This window comes from Kribbella sp. NPDC058693, from assembly GCF_042715335.1.
Taxonomy (GTDB): domain Bacteria; phylum Actinomycetota; class Actinomycetes; order Propionibacteriales; family Kribbellaceae; genus Kribbella; species Kribbella jiaozuonensis.
In genome coordinates, this window is sequence record NZ_JBHXSQ010000004.1 from 35,579 (window position 1) to 54,837 (window position 19,259).

Sequence of the window (19,259 nt, forward strand, 5' to 3'; positions counted from 1 at the left end):
AGCGATCGGACCGCTGACAAATGTCATGGGTGAACCCATGACACCCGCCCCGATCGGACCGGAAATTCCGCGTAATCGCGGGCTTACGCAGGGTGCGCAAAGCGGTGAAGGTTTCCCCCTGAGTTTCCCGGCGCCCGAGTCTTGACACGGTTTGGACAGCCGGGGCTATGCTGCCGGGAACCTTCGAGAAATCGATTTCCCTGCCTGGAGGTCCGGACATGGATCAGTCCCTGTTGAGTCGGCGAAACTTCCTCCAGGTGACAGGCGGTACGGCGCTTGCCGCCGCGCTGGCCGCCTGTGGTGGCGGCGGCGGAAGTGGCGGCTCGTCGTCCAAGGAGCTGTCGTTCGTCTACATGGGCACGGCCGAGCAACAGGCGACGTGGAACAAGCTGTTCGCGAAGTTCACCGAGCAGCACCCGGAGATCAAGCTCAAGGCCGAGGGCATCCCGCTGTCGAACTGGGGCGACTTCTTCAACAAGCTCTCCACCCGGATCGCCGGCGGCCAGGTCCCGGACGTCATCCAGATCGCGACCGAGGGCCAGCGGCTGTTCGCCTCGAAGGGCCTGCTCGCGCCGCTCGACGACTACATCGCCAAGGACAAGTCGACGATCGACGAGTACTACGGCGACATGGACCCGAACCTGGTCGAGTGGGACAAGAAGTACGCGTCGACCGACGGAAAGACGTACTACCTGCCGGGCGAGTTCAACACGATGTGCATGTGGTACTCGAAGGACCTGTTCGCGAAGGCCGGCGTACCGGAGCCGACGCCGAAGTGGACCTGGGACGACTTCCGGCACGCGTGTGAGCAGATCAAGGCCAAGACCGGCGCGTTCGGGTACGCCGCAGGCCCGGAGTACTTCGCCGCGATCATGCCGTGGCTGCTCACCAACGGGACCAGCAGCTTCAGCGAGGACTGGTCGAGGCCGACGTACAACGACCCTCGCGTGATCGAGGCCGCTGACTTCAACCGCAAACTGGTCGCCGACAAGCTGTCGCCGCCGCCGGGTGGCACGTTCGACGCGACGACCGCGGCCGCGCAGGGCAAGCTGGCGATGTTCGGCGGCGGGCGCTGGCCGATCATCAGCATCCGGAACCTGAAGGCGACCGCGAAGATGGGGATCGTGCCGTGGCCGGTGAAGGCCGGGCAGGGCTCGCCGGTCGGCTGGAACGGGTACCCGATCCTCAAGGCGTCGAAGAAGAAGGACGACGCCTGGACGTTCATCAAGTTCCTGATCTCGAAGGAAGGCTCGTCGTTCTTCGCCCAGCTCGGCGGGACGATCGTGCCGGCCCGCAAGTCGGTCGCGAACAGCCAGTCGTTCCTCGAGGACGCGCCGAAGGGGACGGAGTACCTGTACCAGGCGCTCTCGTACGCGACGCCGATCCCGTCGCCGGACAAGGGCGCCGCCGTACAGAAGGCGATCGAGGACGGCTGGAAGCAAGTGCTGACCGGCAACGCCTCGTCGGCCGATGCGCTCGGTAAGGCGCAGTCCACGCTGGAGGGATTGGTCTGAAACCCCAACGCCGGGACTGGCTGCCGGGCTACCTGTTCATCAGCCCCGCCGTCCTGCTCTTCGTCGTCTTCGTCGCCCTGCCGCTGGTCGCGGCGTTCGGGCTGAGCCTGTTCCACTGGGATCTGCTGAGTACGCCGGAGTTCGCCGGGCTGGACAACTTCAAACAGCTGGTCAGCGACGGCGCGACGATCCGCGCGGTGATCAACACGTTCGTGTTCGCGCTGTCGTCGGTCGTGACGCATATCGGTCTGGGGATGCTGCTCGCGCTCGGCGTGCATCGGACGATGACGCGGGGGACGAAGTACTTCGTGCGGACGGCGTACTTCTTTCCGTTCCTGGTCTCGTGGGCCGCGGTCGCGCTGATCTGGAAGTACGTGCTCGATCCGGCCTTCGGGTTGGCGAACTACTACCTCTCGACGACGACCAACTGGTTGGCATCTCCAACGTGGGCGCTGCCAACGCTGATCATCGTCGACTGGTGGCACACGATCGGGTACACGTTCATCATCCTGCTCGCCGGTCTGCAGACGGTGCCCACGCAGTTGCACGAGGCCGCGCGGGTGGACGGCGCGAACGCGTGGTGGCGGTTCTGGAGCGTGACGTTGCCGGTGATGTCACCGACGATCTTCTTCGCCACCGTGATCACGTTCATCGGCGCGTTCCAGATCTTCGACCCGATGGTGATCATGACGCAGGGCGGTCCGGACGGCGCGACCCGCAGCATCGTGCAGTACACGTACGAGAAGGGCTTCCAGTCCTTCGAGGTCGGGTACGCCGCGGCGCTGTCGCTCGTGTTGTTCGTGGTGATCATGATCGTGACCGGTCTGCAGTTCCGGCTGAGCCGACGGTGGGTGCACCAATGAGGGGCAGACTGCTCGACCTCATCCTGGTGCTCGGCGGGTTGTTGATGATCGCGCCGCTGGTGTGGTTGATCGTGAACGCGTTGTCGGAGCCGATCAACGCGTTCCAGCTGCCGCCGCAGTGGATCCCGCGGCCGCCGACGCTGCAGAACTTCCAGCAGGTGCCGGACCTGATCCCGTTCGCGCAGATGGCGTGGAACAGCCTGCAGATCGCGGTGCTGACGACGGCGGGTGCGCTGCTCACGAGCGCGTTGGCGGCGTACGCGTTCAACCGGATGCGGTTTCCGGGACGCGATCAGATCTTCTCGGTGCTGCTGGCGGCGCTTGTCGTACCTGTGCAGCTGACTGTGGTGCCGATCTTCATCATGATGCGGTGGCTGCATCTGGTCGACACGACCGTCGCGATCTGGCTGCCGGCGTTGGTGAATGTGTTCGGGATCTTCTTCCTGCGGCAGTACATCGCCTCGATCCCGCGTGAGCTCGACGAGGCGGCGATCATGGACGGCGCCGGGCACTTCTGGATCCTGTTCCGGGTGATCCTGCCGCTGGCTCGGCCGGGGCTGACCGCGTTGGGGATCTTCGTCTTCGAGGCGTCGTGGAACAACTTCTTCTGGCCGTACATCTTCCTGTCGTCACCGGAGAAGATGACGCTGCCCGTTGGGCTGGTGTCCCTGCAGGGCGCGATGGGCGGCGGTCCGGCGGTCGTGCTGTTTGCCGCGATCACGCTGGTCGTGCTGCCGATCCTCGTGTTGTTCTTGATCTTCCAGCGCTCGTTCATTGCCTCCATCGCGTCGACGGGTTTGCGCGCATGACCTATCTACCGGCCGCCTTCAAAGCTTTGTGGCATGAGCTCCCGCTCCTCGCGGCCGCGGGCGTGCTGGTCTGCGTTGCCTCGGGCGTGGTCGTCCTCTTCTCCCCTGGCCTGTCCCCGGTCAGCATCCTGCTGGGCGGGGTCGTGGCCGGACCAGCTTGGGCGGCCGTGGTCGCCACGACCGACTCCATCGTCCGTGATGATCGCGGGGGCGTGCTGCTCCTGCTTCGAAACCTCAAACGCCATGCGCTGGACGGCCTCGAGGTCGCCTGTGTGCCGGCCGTGTTGGTTGGGCTGGCGATGCTCAACTGGCAGGTGTACGCCGGCCCCGTCTTCGCGATCCCGCTGGCTGTCAGCGGGTGCGCGAGCGTGCTCGCCATACTCGCCTCCTGCTACGCCTTCAGCCTCCGCGTCACCGCTGGGCTTCGCGGCAAGACGCTCTGGCTAGCTGCATTGCAACTAGTTGCACGTGCACCGCTGGTTCCGCTCGGCGTACTGGCACTAGTTGCTGTGGCACTAGTTCTCGGCACCTCGGTAACCGCCTCACTGCTTCTGCTCGCCCCCGGTCCGGTGGCGTTGTTCGCCTCTGCTGGTACATGGACGGAGAAACATGCACTACACCGGTGACAACCTTCGACACTTCGCTCTGCCGCTCGGCGGGCTCGGCACAGGCACGGTCGCGCTGGCCGGCAACGGTGCGCTGCGCCAGTGGCAACTGCACAACATCGGCAACCACGAGGGCCATGTACCAGGCAGCTTCTTCGTACTGCGTCTCTCGCAGGTCGAGCCGCCGCTGGACGAGATCCGCCTGCTACAAGGTCCACCTCTCGACCCGTCGGACACGCCGCTGGTGACCGACGACGTCGTACCGGCTGGTGAGCGGCAGCTGCACGAGGTGATCCGGCCGATCGGTCCGACGACGGTGACTGCCACATATCCACAGGCACATGTGGACTACGAGACGGATCTGCCTGTCCAGGTGAGTCTGGACGTTTTCAACCCGCTGGTGTCGAGCGATCCAGCGGCCAGCTCGCAGCCGATCGTCGGGTTCACGTTCACGCTGCACAACCCGGGTGAGATCGGACTGCACGGGAAGCTGGGCGGTGCGTTGCAGAACTCGGTCGGCTGGGACGGCGTCACCCCCATCGACGGCACCTCGTGCAGCCTGTACGGCGGCAACACCAACCGCATCCGCCGCACCGCCGACTGGACCCACCTCGTCCTCGAGAACACGACTCTGCCCGTCGACCATCCCGGCTCCGGGCAGCTGGTGCTCTCGACCGACACACCCGATTCGCCCGCCCACCCGCAATGGACCCGCCCCGAAGAGTTCGTTGCCTTCCTCAACGGTCCGGCCACGCCTGTCAGCGGCGCAAGTGCACCAGGTGAGAGCTGGAACGGCGGTCTGGCCGTCCCGTTCAACCTGCAGCCGGGCGAGACCAACCAGGTGCGTTTCTTGATCGCATGGCACTTCCCGAACCGATATGTCGACTTCAACCAGTTCGGCCCGCACCCGGAGTACGGCCACAGCCGCTTCTGGCTCGGCAACGCGTACACCCGTCGTACGCCGGATGCCGTCGCGGCAGCCGAGTCCTTCATCGCGCAGTGGTCCGAGCAGGAGGCGCTGACGACCGCGTGGGCGGAGGCGTTCGAGTCGAGCAGTCTGCCCGGTGAGGCGGGTTCACGGCTCGCTGCGCTGGTGGCCGACGTACGTAGCCCAACGGTGTTCCAGACCGCGGACGGCGACGTACTGGGGTTCGAGGGTGTGCTCGGTGCGTCCACGGCGATGTGGGGCGGCCGGTACGGCGGCTCGTGTCCGCTCAACTGCACGCATGTGTGGAACTACGAGCAGACGCTCTCCCGCCTCTTCCCGTCGCTGGAGCGGAACATGCGGGACACGGAGTACGACGTGATGCAGGCACCGGAGGGGTACATCCCGCACCGCGTCCGCGCACCGCTTTATATGAAGCAGTTGTGGGATGTGGTGATCGGCGGGCCGGAGGAGCCCGCGCTGGACGGGATGCTCGGCAGCGTGTTGAAGACGTACCGAGAGGTGCGCCAGGGCGCCGGTCTGGACTGGCTGGGTCGACGCTGGTCCAACGTCGTACGCCTGCTCGACCACATCCACGACAAGTGGCTGCGGGACGGCGTACTGCGTGGCATCCAGCCCAGCACGCACGACATCGACCTGTGCGGCGTCAACTCGTTCATGGGCACGCTCTGGCTGGCAGCGCTGCGTGCTACTGAAGAGATGGCGTTGCTGCTCGGCGAGGACGGCACGCCGTACCGGAAGCTGTTCGAGGCCGGCAGCAAGGCGTACGACGAGCTGCTGTTCACCGGCGAGTACTACCGGCAGATCCTCGAGCCGGACGAGACGAGGGACTTCCAGTGGGGCGACGGCTGCCTCGCGGATCAGCTGATCGGGCAGTGGTGGGCGCATCAGCTGGAGCTCGGGTACATCCTTCCCGCTGACCATGTGCGGACCGCGCTGCGCAACGTCGTACGGCACAACCTGCGGACCGGCTTCCACGACTTCGACCACCCGTACCGCGTCTTTGCCGACGCCGACGACACCGGCCTCCTCATGTGCACCTGGCCCCACGGCGGCCGCCCCGACATACCCACCCGGTACTGCGACGAGGTGTGGACGGGTTCGGAGTACCAGGTAGCCGCCCACTGCCTCTACGAAGGCCTCGCCGACGAGGGAATGTCGATCCTGACCGGCCTCTGGCAACGGTACGACGGCACCCGCCGCAACCCCTTCAACCCCATCGAATGCGGCGACCACTACATCCGCAACGCCGCCGGCTGGTCCGTCCTAGAAGCCCTGACCGGCTACCACCACAACGCCCTCACCAAGACAGTCACCTTCGCCCCGCTGGAAATCGCCCGCACCAACGACACCTGGCAAACACCGTTCGTCACCAACACCGGCTGGGCCACCGCCACCCACACCAACAACACCCTCACCATCACCTGCCAAGGAGGCCACCTGGACCTCCGAGCCATCACCATCGACGGCACCACCCACGCGATCGACGCCCCGGTCCACCCCGGAAACCCGTTGGTGATCTGACCCGAAAAGAAGAGTGCCGGCCGTCCGGCAACGCCGCCGGGCGGTCGGCACTCGTTTCAGAGGAGTCCTAGGGCTGCGGACTCCTGGTCGGTGAAGAGGCGGGAGCGGATCAGGAAGCGGACGCCCTCGGGGGCCTCCACGGAGAAGCCGCTGCCGCGGCCCTTGACCACGTCGACGGTGAGCTGCGTGTGCTTCCAGTACTCGTACTGATTCGCGGACATCCAGAACGCGATCGGTTTGTCCAAACCGTCGACGACGAGATCGCCGAGATGCACGTCCGCCGACCCCGTTCGAAATTCCCCGTCCGGGTAGCACATCGGCGAGCTGCCGTCGCAGCAGCCACCGGACTGGTGGAACATCAGCGGACCATGCATCTCGGTGAGACGGCGGAGCCAGCCCGCCGCCTCGTCCGAGAGCAACACCTTCTCGACCATGATCAGAAGAATCCCGCTGCGTTCGGGCTGTAGCTGACCAGCAGGTTCTTGGTCTGCTGGTAGTGGTCGAGCATCATCTTGTGATTCTCCCGGCCGATGCCGGAGTTCTTGTAGCCGCCGAACGCCGCGTGCGCCGGGTAGGTGTGGTACGAGTTCGTCCAGACCCGGCCGGCCTGGATCTCCCGCCCGGCCCGGTACGCCGTGTTGATGTCCCGCGACCAGACGCCCGCGCCCAGACCGTAGAGCGTGTCGTTGGCGATCTTCATCGCGTCGGCGTAGTCGTCGAACTTGGTCACCGAGACGACCGGGCCGAAGATCTCCTCCTGGAAGATCCGCATCTTGTTGTCGCCCTCGAAGATGGTCGGCTGGATGTAGTAGCCGCCGGACAGATCGCCGTCGAGCTCGGCGCGAGCGCCGCCGGTGAGCACCTTCGCACCCTCGGCCTGACCGATGTCGATGTAGGCCAGGATCTTCTCGTACTGGTCGTTGCTGGCCTGCGCGCCCATCATCGTCTCGGTGTCGAGCGGGTTGCCCATCTTGATCGCGTTGGTCCGCGCGGTCGCGTCGCCGAGGAAGTCGTCGTAGATCGACGACTGGATCAGCGCCCGCGACGGGCAGGTGCAGACCTCGCCCTGGTTCAGCGCGAACATCGTGAAGCCCTCGAGCGCCTTGTCGTAGTAGTCGTCCTTCGAGGACGCGACATCGGCGAAGAACACGTTCGGGCTCTTGCCGCCGAGCTCGAGCGTGACCGGGATGATGTTCTCCGACGCGTACTGCATGATCAGGCGCCCGGTCGTGGTCTCACCAGTGAACGCGACCTTGGCAACTCTGTTGCTTGAGGCAAGCGGTTTGCCGGCCTCGACGCCGAACCCGTTGACGATGTTCAGCACACCGGGCGGCAGCAGGTCGTGGATCAGCTCCATGAACACGTGGATCGACGCCGGTGTCTGTTCGGCCGGCTTCAGGACGACGGTGTTACCGGCCGCCAGCGCGGGCGCCAGCTTCCAGGTCGCCATCAGGATCGGGAAGTTCCACGGGATGATCTGCCCGACCACGCCGAGCGGCTCGTGGAAGTGGTACGCGATCGTGTCGTCGTCGATCACCGACACCGAGCCCTCCTGGGCCCGCAGCGCGCCGGCGAAGTACCGGAAGTGGTCGATCACCAGCGGCATGTCCGCGCCGAGCGTCTCGCGCACGGCCTTGCCGTTGTCCCAGGTCTCGGCGACCGCGAGCAGCTCGAGGTTGGCCTCGACCCGGTCGGCGATCTTGTTCAGGATGTTCGCCCGTTCGGCCGGCGAGGTGCGGCCCCAGGCGGGCGCGGCACCGTGGGCGGCGTCGAGGGCGCGCTCGACGTCGTCCGCCGTACCGCGGGCGATCTCGGTGAAGTTCTCTCCGGTGACCGGAGTCGGGTTCTCGAAGTACTGACCCTTGGCCGGCGGCACCCACTCGCCGCCGATGTAGTGCTCGTAGCGGGATTTGTACGTGACCGGGCTGCCATCCTGCCCGGGAGCTGCGAAGATCGTCATAGGTCCTCCTTGGAAACCTGACGTTGCAGTGGACACTAGGCAGCAGGACGTTGCACGGACGTTGCAGCGTGGAGTGAGGCGGCATGGATCAACGCGAGCAGGCCCGCCGACTGAGCGAGTTGTACGACGAAGTGCTCAGCGGCAACCGGGTGCCTGGCGCGCCGCGCCCTCTCGTCGCCGCGTCATGGGAGCGTTCACTGGCCGCCGCGGTCGACCCGGAGCTCGACCAGCCGCCCGTCGTCGTCAACCACGAGATGGTCGAGACGCTGCGCGAGAACCATCCGCTCCGCGCGGTCCTGCCGGTACTGCGGCAGACGCTGACGACGATCGCCGACGAGGCGTCGCACATCATGATCATCACCGACGCGCAGGGCATGATCCTGTGGCGCGAGGGCTCCGCCGAGGTCAAGCGCCAGGCCGACCGCATCGCTCTCTCCGAGGGTGCGGTGTGGTCCGAGGACCAGATCGGCACCAACGGCATGGGTACGGCGCTCGCGGTCGGCGAGCCGGTCCAGATCCACTCGGCCGAACATCTCGTCCGGCGGATCCACGAGTGGACCTGTGCCGCCGCGCCCGTCCACGATCCCGACACCGGCAAGCTGCTCGGTGCGGTCGACGTCTCCGGACCGCTGCGCACGGTCCATCCCGCAATGGTCGCGCTGGTGACCGCGGCGGCCCAGCTCGCCGAAGGTCAGCTGCGGGTCCGGATGGCCGCGGCCGACGAGATGCTCCGCGCGCGCAACATGCGGCACCTGATGGCGCTCGGCGACGCACCCGGCGCCCTGCTGACCCCGACCGGCCGCGTCCTCGCCGTACAGCCGCTCGAATGGCTGCCCAACCGTCTCGTCGTACCGGACGGTGCCGATCGGATCGATCTCGGCGACGGCCGTGAAGGAGTCGTCGAGCGACTCGACGAGGGCTACCTGCTCCGCATGCCCGGTACGCCGGTACGCCGTTCCCGGCCGTCGCTCCAGCTGAAGCTGCTCGGCTCCGGTCAGCCGACCGCGATCGTCGGCGGCCGCGAGATCGCGCTGACGTTGCGGCGGGCCGAAGTACTTGCACTGTTATTACTGCACCCGTCAGGTCTGACCGCCGAGCAGCTGATGCTTCAGCTGTACGGCGACGAGGGCAACCCGACCACAGTGCGCGCGGAGATGCACCGACTGCGCAACCTGCTCGGCAGCGGCGTGCTCGACACCAAGCCGTACCGGATCATCGCTGACGTCACCGGCGACGTGACCCAGGTCCAGAGCGCGCTCCGCCAGGGCAACCTGGACACAGCCCTCAACCTGTACGTCGGCCCGCTGCTCGCGCGCTCCGACGCTCCTGCCCTCCGCGCGGAACGCGACGAACTCGACGCGACCATCCGGCGCGCGGCCCTCGACGCCCGCAGTCCGGACCTCCTGTGGCAGTTCGCCCAGACGCCCACCGGCGCCGAGGATCTGGAGATCTTCGAGTCGCTGGCCGCCGTACTCCCGACCGACGACCCACGCCACGCCGCGGTCGCCGCGCGCCTGGCCAGACTGGTCGACTGAACCGAACGTGACACGAAACACGCGGGCGTGATGATGACCGCAAGCACATGACTGACGAGTAACCAACCAATAACATCGCTGGTATGCAGATCCTCGCCATCGTCGTCTCGCTCGCGGTGACACTCGTCGCCGTTGCGCTGTTCGGCAAGACGATCGGGCACATCGTGTCCGTCATCAAGCTCGGACAGCCGGCCGGCCGGACCGACAATCCAGGCAAGCGGACCGTCACCCTGGCCAAGGAGACCCTCGGCCACACCCGGATGCTGCAGTGGAGTCACATCGGGGTGATGCACTGGTTCGTCGCGTTCGGGTTCATCGGGTTGTTCCTGACCCTCGTGACGGCGTTCGGCCAGCTGTTCGACCCGCACTGGGCGTTGCCTGTCATCGGGCACTGGTTCGTGTTCGAGTGGGTCAGCGAGGCCCTCACCTGGACCGGCCTGCTGTCGATCATCGGGCTGATCGTCTATCGGCTGATGCATCTGCCGAAGGGCGACAACCCTCGCTCGTCCCGGTTCTACGGGTCGACGGCCTGGCAGGCGTACTACGTCGAGTACACGATCCTCGGCGTACTGGTCTGCATCCTCTTGCTGCGCGGCCTCGAGTACCAGCTCGGCGACGGTGACAAGTTCCACTTCCCGACGACGTTCTTCATCGGGTCCGGACTCTTCGGCGGGCTGAGTGAGCACGGGCTGGAGAACGCGGTCTATCTGGTCGCGATGATCAAGATCCTGATCTCGTTCGCGTGGATGATCACGATCTCGCTGAACGCGACGATGGGCGTGGCCTGGCACCGGTTCACCGCCTGGCCGAACATCTGGTTCAAGCGCAACCCGGGTGGTCCAGGCGGCGGTACGGCGCTGGGCGCGCTGCAGCCGATCATGGTCAACGGCGCCCCGATCGACTTCGAGAACATCGAAGAGCTCGACGAGGACGCGGCGCTGGGCGTCGGCAAGGTCGAGGACTTCACCTGGAAGGGCCTGCTCGACTTCACCACCTGCACGGAGTGCGGCCGCTGCCAGTCGCAGTGCCCGGCGTGGAACACCGACAAGCCGTTGTCGCCGAAGCTCATCATGATGGGCCTGCGCGACCACGCGTACGCCAAAGCGCCGTACCTGCTGGCCAGCGACGACGACACGCGCAAGTCGCTGCCGGAGCTCGTGCTCGCCGAGCAGGACAAGCCGTTGGTCGGTCCCGCGGATGTCGCGGTCATCGACGAGGAGGCGCTGTGGGCGTGTACGTCGTGTGGCGCCTGCGTGCAGCAGTGCCCCGTCGACATCGAGCACGTCGACGCGATCATGGACATGCGCCGGTACCAGGTGCTGATCGAGTCGTCGTTCCCGTCCGAGCTCAACGGGCTGTTCAAGGGCCTGGAGAACAAGGGCAACCCGTGGAACATGAACCCGTCCGGCCGGATGGACTGGGCCAAGGACCTGCCGTTCGAGGTCAAGCAGGTCGGCACGGACGTCGAGTCGCTGGACGAGGTCGACTACCTGTTCTGGGTCGGCTGCGCCGGCGCGTTCGAGGACCGCGCGAAGAAGACCACGCAGGCCGTCGCCGAGCTGCTGAACATCGCGGGCGTGACGTTCGCCGTACTCGGTGACGGCGAGACCTGCACCGGCGACCCAGCCCGGCGCTCCGGCAACGAGTTCGTGTTCCAGCAACTGGCAATGCAGAACGCCGAGGTCTTCAAGGAGACCAAGGTCCGCAAGGTCGTCTCCACCTGCGCGCACTGCTTCAACACCTTGAAGAACGAGTACTCCCAGCTCGGCGTCGAGCTCGACGTCATCCACCACACGCAGCTGCTCAACCGCCTCGTCCGCGACGGCAAGCTGACCCCGGTCGCGCCCGCGGACAGCTCCCTCAACGGCCAGACGATCACGTACCACGACCCGTGCTACCTCGGCCGCCACAACCAGGTGTACGACGCCCCGCGCGAACTGCTCGACATCATCCCGGGCGCGCAGTACGCCGAGATGCCCCGCAACCAGACCAAGTCGTTCTGCTGCGGCGCCGGCGGCGCGCGGATGTGGATGGAAGAGAAACTCGGCACCCGGATCAACCTGAACCGCACCACCGAGGCGGTCGAGACCGGCGCCGACAAGATCGCCACCGGCTGCCCGTTCTGCCGGGTGATGCTGTCCGACGGCCTCACCGCCAAGCAGGCCGACGGCTCGGCCCGCGAGTCCGTCGAGGTGCAGGACGTCGCCCAACTGCTGCTCGCGTCCGTCAAACGTGGCGAGTAGCTGCAACTAGCTGCAAAACCCTTCCTCCCCAGGTGGTCCAGACCATAAGATCCCTCGTCTGCATCATCTGGGGAGGGACATGAAGCTGCACACCGCGGTGGCGACCGTTGCCGCCGTACCACTGGTTCTCGGCCTCGCCGCCTGCGGCAACGGCGACCCGAAGGCCACGGGCTACCGCCCGTCGGTGCCGGCCGAGACGCCGACCGCGATCGTCACCAAGACCGCGGCACCGATCGTGAAGGCCCCGGCCGCGCGGTTGAACCGCGTCACCTTCGTCCCGGCGATGAAGGCCGCGCTGACCAAGCAGAAGTCGTGGCACATCGTCGGCAAGGTGACGGCGAACGGCAGCACGCTGATGACGATGGACGGCTTCCAGACCGCCAAGCCGAACGCGCTGTCGATGGAGATGGCCGGCGCGGCCTTCGAGGGCAAGACCGCCAAGATCGTCGCGATCAACAACGTCGCGTACATGTCGTTCCCCGGGCTGACCCCGGCCGGCAAGTTCGTGAAGTTCACCGGGGCGAAAACCGGTGACGTCGGCGAACTTCTCGAGAGCGGTGACCCGACGAAGATCTTCAACTCGTTCGGCTCCAGCCTGGGCAGCGTGAAGTACGTCGGCGCCGAGACCGTCGACGGTCAGAAGCTCGAGCGCTACGACATCAGCGTCAGCACCGCCAAGGCGCTCGCCCTGCAGGGCAAGAAGCTGCCGGCCGGCGCCCCGAAGACGATGACGTACTCACTCTGGATGGACAGCTCGCACCTGGTCCGGCGGATGTCGTTCGACCTGGTCGGTGTCTCGATGCTGATGACGATGACCGACTACAACAAGCCCGTGCACATCACCGCGCCGCCGGCGAGCAAGATCGTCAAGTAACGACCGGATTCGGTCAGATCCCACCCGATTGTGTGAACTTCTCGTAATCTCCCGTTACGGATGTGATCACCTCTCGATGATCGGGTGGGGCCTGTGCCGATGCGGAGTAGTCGACGAAGCTTTCTGACAGCGACCGGAGCGGCGGCGGCGCTTGCGCTGACCGGCAGCCTCCCGGAGATCAAGAGTGCCGCGGCCGGCTGGACCGGCCGTCCCGACCGGCGCGACCCGTTCACGCTCGGCGTCGCCTCCGGCGATCCGCTTCCGGACGCGGTCGTGATCTGGACCCGGCTCGCGCCGGATCCGCTCGCGCCGTTCGGCGGGATGGATCGCCGGCCGGTCGACGTCGAGTGGCAGGTCGCGGAGGACGAGCACTTCCGTCGCGTCGTCCGCCAAGGTTCGGTGAAGGCGGGTCCGGAGGCGAGCCACTCCGTCCACGTCGACGTACGCGGGCTGCGTCCGTGGCGGCACTACTGGTACCGCTTCCGCGTGAACGGTCACCTCAGCCCGGTCGGTCGTACCAAGACCGCGCCGACCGCCGACACCCAACTGTCGAAGCTTTCGCTGGCGTTCGCGTCCTGCCAGGCGTGGTGGGAGGGCTGGTACACGGCGTACGCCGACATGGCGAAACGCGACCACGACGTGGTGTTCTTCCTCGGCGACTACATCTACGAGTTCGGCATCGACCGCGGGATCCGGCCGCATTCGAACGAGCCGTACATCACCCAGCAGACGGTGACGCTGGACGAGTACCGGCAGCGCTATGCGGCGTACAAGACGGACCCGGATCTGCAGACCGCGCACGCGAACGCGCCGTGGATCGTGACCCTCGACGATCACGAGGTGGTCGACAACTGGGCCGACGAGGCGCATCCGAGCGCGCCGCCCGCGCAGTTCCGGGTACGCCGGGCCAACGCGTTCCGCGCGTACTGGGAACACATGCCGCTGCGGCTCGCTCAGCTGCCGACAGGCCCGGACATGCAGCTGTACCGGCGGATCAACTACGGGCGGCTCGCGGAGTTCAACGTGCTGGACACACGCCAGTACCGGTCCGACCAGGCGTACGGCGACGGCACGAAGGCGCCGGGCCCGGAGACCGCCGACCCGAGCCGCACGATCACGGGGGACGCGCAGGAGAAGTGGCTCCTCGACGGCTGGTCGGCGTCGCGGGCGCGATGGAACGTGATGGCGCACCAGACCGCGATCGCGCGGCTCGACACGAAGGACGGGCCGGAGGTGCTGGTCCCGATGGACACCTGGGACGGGTACGAGGCGTCGCGGAACCGCATCCTCGGCGGCGCCGCGCAACGCAAGGTTCGCAACCTCGTGTCGATCGCCGGCGACCTGCACCGCAGCGTCGCGTCGGACCTGAAGCTCGACTTCACCGATCCGGCATCGGCGACGGTCGGCGCCGAGTTCGTCGGTACCTCGATCACGTCCGGGATCGACGGCGAGGACCTCGACGCGGGCGGCGCCACATTGCTGCGGGAGAACCCGCACATGAAGTTCGGCAACTTCCAGCGCGGCTACGTCAGCTGCACGATCACGCCGCAGCAATGGGTCTCGGACTACCGCGTCGTCGACAAGGTGTCGGTCCAGCACGGCACTGTCAGCACCCGCGCCAAACTCCTCGTCGAGGACGGCCGCCCCGGCATCTCGGAGGTCCAGGAATGAACATCCCCCGGCAGACCGTCATCGCGGCCGGCACGCTGCTGACCGCCGCACTGCTCGGCTCCAGCTCGGTGCCCAAGGCAACTACCTCCGACGTGGCCGTCAGCGTCGCGCCGGAGCAGCTGAGCGTGGTCGGCCTCCCGTGCTTCCCCGGCCTGCTGAACCTGACGATGACCAACACCGGCTCGAAAGACCGGTACGCCGACCTCACGCTCGACCCGACCGGCCCGCTGCAGCTCTCCCGCACTCTGTTCTCGTCCTGGCTGCCCGCACTCGATCCCGACCAGCCCATCTCCGCGCCGGTCGAGGTCCGCGTACCGCGCGACGCCAAGCCCGGCTCGTACAAGATCGGTGTCGAGGTCGACCGGAAGCGCGTGACCGTTCCGGTGACGGTCAACCCGCTGCCGCCGAAGGGTCCCGGCGACAACCTCGCGCTCGGCGAGCAGGCGACGGCATCGTCCACGCACGGCAACTTCACCCTCTGCGGCGCCGTCGACGGCGACAAGGACTCCGAGCACTGGGACACGCTGACCGGCTGGAACGACGGCACCCGCGCCGCCTTCCCCGACACGTACGACGTTGCTCTGTCGACACCGGCAACGATCAACCGGGTCGAGCTGTACACGCTGGACTCGGCGAAGTACCCGGCTCGGGTGAACGGCCTGAAGGACTGGGACGTCCAGGTCAACGTCGGCGGCACCTGGCAGACCGTCGACCAGGTCCGCGGCAACACGGTCGGACACGTCACGTCGACGTTCACTCCCATCCAGGCGGACGCCGTACGGATCCTCTGCCTCGACGGGAACGACCACACGTACTCCCGCATCGTCGAGCTCGAGGTCTACGGAAGCTGACACACCGGCAACGTCAGGCGCAGTAGGGCACCGGTCGGGCGCGGCACGGCTTCGGCCGTGCCGCCATGGGCCTCGGCGACCTGTCGGACGATGGCCAGGCCCAGCCCGGATCCGGGATGCGCGCGGGCAGCGGGTGAACGGTAGAAGCGGTCGAAGACGAACTTGAGGTCGCTGTCGGGGATGCCCGGGCCGGCGTCCCCGACCTCGAGAGCGCCCGCCTCGAGGCTGATCAGGACCCGGCCGCCGGGCGGGCTCCACTTCACGGCGTTGTCGACGAGGTTCGCGACTGCGCGTTCCAGGGCGTCGGGATCGCCGTGGACGAGGGTGGGCGCACAGGCCAGGTCGAATTCGATCTCTGCGGCCCGACGGGAGGCGCGGGCCGCGACGCGCTCCGCTACGAGATCGAGGCGGACGTCTTCGGTGTGGAAAGCGGGTTGACCGTAGCGGGCCAGGTCGACCAGGTCGTTGATCAGTGTCCTGAGTTCGCCGGCCTGGCCGAGCGCTTCGGCAGCCAGGTGTGGGGCCTGCGCGTCGGCCAGGTTCTCCGCCAGCAGTTCGAGATTCACGGTCAGGCTCGTGAGCGGTGTGCGCAGTTCGTGCGAGGCATCGGCGACCAGACGCCGCTGGGCACCGACGGATTCGTCCAGCGTGGCAGTCATCCCGGCGAACGCGGAGCCGAGCCGACCGATCTCGTCCTGGCTGTCGGCGGGGATCGGGATGGCCAGGTCTCCGGTCGTGCGGATCAGTTCGACAGTCTCGGTGAGTCGGCGTACCGGCCGCAGCACGCGGCGCGCGGCCAGACGTGCGGCAAGCGCTGCCAGGAGGCCGGCGGCCACCGTGCTTCCGGCGAGCATCCAAGCGAGTTGGTGCAGCGTGGGCGCCGGATCGGATTGCGGAATAGCTGTACGCACGAGCGTGCTGGGCGATCCTGGGAAGGGGGCGGTGTAGATGCGGTATTCGATGCCGTCGTACACCGCGTTGCGGAAGTAGGGAGCGGCAGTTCCTTTCGCGACCTTGACGTCCCGCTCGGTGACGTCGACGAACTCCGTCGACGGCCCGGCCTGGACCGGGTCCGGCACGATCTGCAGCTGGGTGCTCCCTATCCCCAGCGGAACAGTCGGAAAGGCCGATTCGTTGGGCGTCCCCTTGAACTTCTGCTTGATGGCTTTGGCCACGTCCGGGGCCTTTGCGGCCGCCGCCACCAGGGAGCTGTCGATCTGGCCGCGGAGGTTGGCTTCCACGGCCGGATACAGAACCACCGACACGAGCAGCATTGCGCCCGCGGCAATCGCCCCCGCGGCTATGGTCAACCGGGTGCGCAGGTTCATGGCTCCTCGCGCAGGACGTAGCCCAGGCCGCGCACCGTTTGGATCAGTCTGCTGCCGCCGTCCGCTTCGAGCTTGCGACGCAAGTAGCTGATGTAGACCCACAGCGCGTTCGACTCCGGGCCGAAGTCGTAGCCCCACACGGACTCGAAGATCTGGGTCCGGCTGAGCACTCGCTGGGGATTGCGCAGGAACAGCTCCAGCAGGGACAGCTCGGTCTTGGTCAGCTCCAGCCGCCTACCGGCGCGTTCGACCCGACGGCCACTGAGGTCCAGATCGACGTCGGCGAAATGCAGTACCTCGTCCCTTGCGCCGCTACGCCGCAGCAAGGCTCGAAGCCGGGCCCGCAGCTCCTCCAGAGCGAAGGGCTTCGCCAGGTAGTCGTCGGCCCCCGCGTCCAGCCCGGCGACCCGGTCGGCAACCAGGTCCCGGGCCGTCAGCATCAGGATCGGCGTGTCGTGCCCGCCCGAACGCAGCCTCCGGCATACCTCGAGTCCGTTCGGTTCCGGCATCAGGACGTCGAGCACCACCGCGTCCGGGCGGAACACTCCGTGCTCAGCGAGGGCGGACGCCCCGTCCATCACGGATGCCACGTCGTAGCCGTCCCGGCGCAGCGCATGCTCGAGCGATCGCCGTACCGCCGGGTCGTCGTCGACGACAAGTATCCGCATGGTCGACCATCCTCGCCGTCAATCATGAAGTTCTGATGAGCGGCTGTCAGCCTTTGGCGAGTGACTGCTTCAGCTCGCCCAACGCCACCATCAGGCGGTCGGTGCTGACTCCGAGAGAGGCGGCGATCTGGCGGAAGGACTTGGAGGTCGGAGTGATGCCGCCCGGTGTCGCGACCAACTTGGCAAGGGCGGCCTTGGCCTTGGCCTGTGACACGCCGAGCTTGGAGGCCAGGCTTGCCGCCGCGGCGTTCGACGTGAACGGCGAGTTCTTCCGGTCGTCCGCCCCCTCCTTGCCCTTGTCGTTCTTGTCGCCGGCACGCGGGCGCCCGGGCTTCAGTAGCAGGGGTTCCACGGCTGCTTTGACCCGGGCGACCGGCAGCCCCAGGTCGGCCGCGACCGCTGCGGCGAATGCCTGCGGCGTCACCGTGGTCTTGCCGGTGAACGACCTCTTGGCTGCGACCAGCGCGGCAACAAGCCGGTCGCTCGTCACCCCGAGCTTCGCCGCGATCGCGGCGAACTCGGCATCCGCGGTCGGCTTGGACTTACCGTCCTTGGTCGCGGTACCTGCTTTCGCAGCACCGGATTTCGCGGCACCGGGTTTCGGATCCGGGCCGGACGCCTGCGCCGCCGCCGTACCGGTCGTGGCCAGTGCGGCGAGCACGACCGTGGCCACGATCCGCTGTGAGCGTTTCATCATCGTGAATCCCCTTCGTCCACTGAACGCGCCGGACGGGAACCGGCGCCGTGGCTACAACCCAAACAGCGCGGCCTCAGGTGTGGTTTCAGCCAGCTTTAGAGCTTCCTTAGAAGCACGGGCAGGCGGGTCAAACGAACGCCTGAAGCGTTCGTTTTCCTGGCACGGCAGACAGTTGCGCAGGTCAACGTTCCACCGGAACGACGAAACCCCGGGCCAGAATCCTGGCCCGGGGTCTCGCAATGGAGCGGGTGACGGGAATCGAACCCGCACTGTCAGCTTGGGAAGCTGATGTTCTGCCATTGAACTACACCCGCGCGCTGCCGGTGACCCGGCAGCGGTGAAGAGCATAGCCGATCGGTGGGCTGTCAACCACGCCGGGTCCGCGCGTCGGTTGTTGCGCGGTCAGGGTCTTGTCCCCAGAAGGTGCCGAATGCATCGAAAAGAGGGGTGCGGACGGTTTGCGCCGGGGGTTCTTGGGCAGTTTTCCACAAAGGGCGCGTTCAGGACTGGGCAGGTTCGTCATCTTCTGGCAGATTAGAACGCGTTGCCGGGGGCAACATTCGACGCAACGTGAGGACGCGGTCCTCCGGACCGGACAAGATGGTTGCGGGCAACTGGATGAAGGGGTGAACGGTGGCAACAGACACAAGTGACGCGGTGGACAACCTCGAGAAGGAACTCGTCACGTTGGCACGGCGGCTGCGGGGTCTGCAGCGGACGCTGTCCGACGAGGCGCACCCGGACCTGGAGCCGGCGCAGTACGCGTTGCTGAACCACGTCGAAGAACTGGCGCCGGTGCGGATGGCCGACCTGGTGGCAGCGCTCGAGGTGGACAAGGGTCCGGTCAGCCGGGCCTGCGCGCGACTCGAGGAAGAGGGTCTGCTGAAGCGTGCCGCCGACAAGTCGGACGCGCGGGCGACCCTGCTGACGCTGACCGCGGCCGGCAAGCGCAAGCTGACGGCGGCCCGGAAGAAGCGGCACAAGGTGATCGAGGACCTGCTCAAGGACTGGTCGCCGGCCCAGGTGAAGACCTTCGCCACCCAGGTGTCGAAGTTCAACAAGCTGGCCGACTGAGGTTAGTTGCCTCAGGCCCAGGTTGGTGGTGCGGTCCCACCGGAGAGCTGAGGGCTCCGGACGATTCACCACCAGCCGCTGGGATCGGGTTCTGGGT

Annotated in this window: 17 protein-coding genes and 1 tRNA gene; 11 read left to right on the forward strand and 7 right to left on the reverse strand. The window is 66.8% G+C overall.

Annotation, left to right across the window (positions count from 1 at the left end):
- The first annotated feature begins 218 nt into the window (after positions 1-218).
- Positions 219-1,514: an ABC transporter substrate-binding protein gene (locus ACFWUU_RS26320; RefSeq protein ID WP_380179133.1), complete on the forward strand. Its 1,296-nt coding sequence runs from the start codon at positions 219-221 to the stop codon at positions 1,512-1,514.
- Positions 1,515-1,542: 28 nt separating this feature from the next.
- Here the strand turns inward: ACFWUU_RS26320 and ACFWUU_RS26325 are convergent, their stop codons facing one another.
- A complete protein-coding gene (locus tag ACFWUU_RS26325) occupies positions 1,543-1,722 on the reverse strand; it encodes a hypothetical protein (RefSeq protein WP_380179135.1) in 180 nt (59 codons plus the stop codon).
- On the opposite strand from ACFWUU_RS26325, the gene ACFWUU_RS26330 reads away from it, so the two are divergent.
- Genes ACFWUU_RS26330 through ACFWUU_RS26345 form a run of 4 tightly spaced genes read left to right on the forward strand, consistent with a single transcriptional unit; the run spans position 1,712 to position 6,261 of the window.
- Positions 1,712-2,377 (forward strand): carbohydrate ABC transporter permease, encoded by a 666-nt coding sequence (locus ACFWUU_RS26330; RefSeq protein WP_380179138.1) that lies wholly within the window; start codon positions 1,712-1,714, stop codon positions 2,375-2,377. The genes ACFWUU_RS26325 and ACFWUU_RS26330 overlap by 11 nt on opposite strands.
- Positions 2,374-3,186, forward strand: a complete 813-nt coding sequence (locus tag ACFWUU_RS26335; RefSeq protein WP_380179141.1) for a carbohydrate ABC transporter permease — start codon at positions 2,374-2,376, stop codon at positions 3,184-3,186. Before ACFWUU_RS26330 ends, ACFWUU_RS26335 begins: the two co-directional genes overlap by 4 nt.
- Positions 3,183-3,812, forward strand: a complete 630-nt coding sequence (locus tag ACFWUU_RS26340; RefSeq protein ID WP_137256185.1) for a hypothetical protein — start codon at positions 3,183-3,185, stop codon at positions 3,810-3,812. Before ACFWUU_RS26335 ends, ACFWUU_RS26340 begins: the two co-directional genes overlap by 4 nt.
- Positions 3,796-6,261, forward strand: a complete 2,466-nt coding sequence (locus ACFWUU_RS26345) for a GH116 family glycosyl-hydrolase (RefSeq protein WP_380179143.1) — start codon at positions 3,796-3,798, stop codon at positions 6,259-6,261. Before ACFWUU_RS26340 ends, ACFWUU_RS26345 begins: the two co-directional genes overlap by 17 nt.
- A gap of 56 nt (positions 6,262-6,317) precedes the next feature.
- On the opposite strand, the gene ACFWUU_RS26350 is transcribed toward ACFWUU_RS26345, so the two are convergent.
- Both ACFWUU_RS26350 and adh read right to left on the reverse strand, forming a co-directional pair.
- Complete coding sequence (locus ACFWUU_RS26350) at positions 6,318-6,695, reverse strand: DUF779 domain-containing protein (RefSeq protein WP_137256183.1); 378 nt, start codon at positions 6,693-6,695, stop codon at positions 6,318-6,320.
- Between the two features lie 2 nt (positions 6,696-6,697).
- Positions 6,698-8,221, reverse strand: coding sequence for an aldehyde dehydrogenase (adh, locus tag ACFWUU_RS26355; RefSeq protein WP_380179145.1), 1,524 nt, complete (start codon positions 8,219-8,221; stop codon positions 6,698-6,700).
- An 83-nt stretch (positions 8,222-8,304) separates the two neighbouring features.
- Here adh and ACFWUU_RS26360 point away from each other — a divergent pair, with 83 nt between their 5' ends.
- The 5 genes from ACFWUU_RS26360 (at position 8,305) to ACFWUU_RS26380 (ending at position 15,395) form a co-directional block, all read left to right on the forward strand.
- On the forward strand, positions 8,305-9,756 hold the full coding sequence (locus ACFWUU_RS26360; protein ID WP_380179147.1) for a GAF domain-containing protein: 1,452 nt from the start codon (positions 8,305-8,307) through the stop codon (positions 9,754-9,756).
- Between the two features lie 83 nt (positions 9,757-9,839).
- Entirely contained in the window at positions 9,840-11,999 is a 2,160-nt protein-coding gene (locus ACFWUU_RS26365; RefSeq protein ID WP_380179149.1) for a (Fe-S)-binding protein, read from the forward strand.
- A 79-nt stretch (positions 12,000-12,078) separates the two neighbouring features.
- Complete coding sequence (locus tag ACFWUU_RS26370; RefSeq protein ID WP_380179151.1) at positions 12,079-12,873, forward strand: LppX_LprAFG lipoprotein; 795 nt, start codon at positions 12,079-12,081, stop codon at positions 12,871-12,873.
- Positions 12,874-12,972: 99 nt separating this feature from the next.
- Complete coding sequence (locus tag ACFWUU_RS26375; RefSeq protein ID WP_380181762.1) at positions 12,973-14,544, forward strand: alkaline phosphatase D family protein; 1,572 nt, start codon at positions 12,973-12,975, stop codon at positions 14,542-14,544.
- Positions 14,541-15,395: a hypothetical protein gene (locus tag ACFWUU_RS26380; RefSeq protein WP_380179153.1), complete on the forward strand. Its 855-nt coding sequence runs from the start codon at positions 14,541-14,543 to the stop codon at positions 15,393-15,395. The genes ACFWUU_RS26375 and ACFWUU_RS26380 overlap by 4 nt, the downstream gene beginning before the upstream one ends.
- On the opposite strand, the gene ACFWUU_RS26385 is transcribed toward ACFWUU_RS26380, so the two are convergent.
- From ACFWUU_RS26385 to ACFWUU_RS26400, 4 genes are all read right to left on the reverse strand, one after another.
- Complete coding sequence (locus tag ACFWUU_RS26385) at positions 15,383-16,723, reverse strand: ATP-binding protein (RefSeq protein WP_380179155.1); 1,341 nt, start codon at positions 16,721-16,723, stop codon at positions 15,383-15,385. The genes ACFWUU_RS26380 and ACFWUU_RS26385 overlap by 13 nt on opposite strands.
- Positions 16,720-17,391 carry a response regulator transcription factor gene (locus ACFWUU_RS26390; RefSeq protein WP_137256176.1) on the reverse strand — a complete coding sequence of 224 codons (672 nt, stop codon included), beginning with the start codon at positions 17,389-17,391 and terminating at the stop codon, positions 16,720-16,722. Before ACFWUU_RS26390 ends, ACFWUU_RS26385 begins: the two co-directional genes overlap by 4 nt.
- Positions 17,392-17,437: 46 nt before the next feature.
- Entirely contained in the window at positions 17,438-18,088 is a 651-nt protein-coding gene (locus ACFWUU_RS26395; RefSeq protein ID WP_380179157.1) for a hypothetical protein, read from the reverse strand.
- A 240-nt stretch (positions 18,089-18,328) separates the two neighbouring features.
- Positions 18,329-18,402, reverse strand: a tRNA-Gly gene (locus tag ACFWUU_RS26400).
- Positions 18,403-18,721: 319 nt separating this feature from the next.
- Here ACFWUU_RS26400 and ACFWUU_RS26405 point away from each other — a divergent pair.
- Positions 18,722-19,162 carry a MarR family winged helix-turn-helix transcriptional regulator gene (locus tag ACFWUU_RS26405; RefSeq protein ID WP_137256174.1) on the forward strand — a complete coding sequence of 147 codons (441 nt, stop codon included), beginning with the start codon at positions 18,722-18,724 and terminating at the stop codon, positions 19,160-19,162.
- The last annotated feature ends 97 nt before the right edge of the window (positions 19,163-19,259 follow it).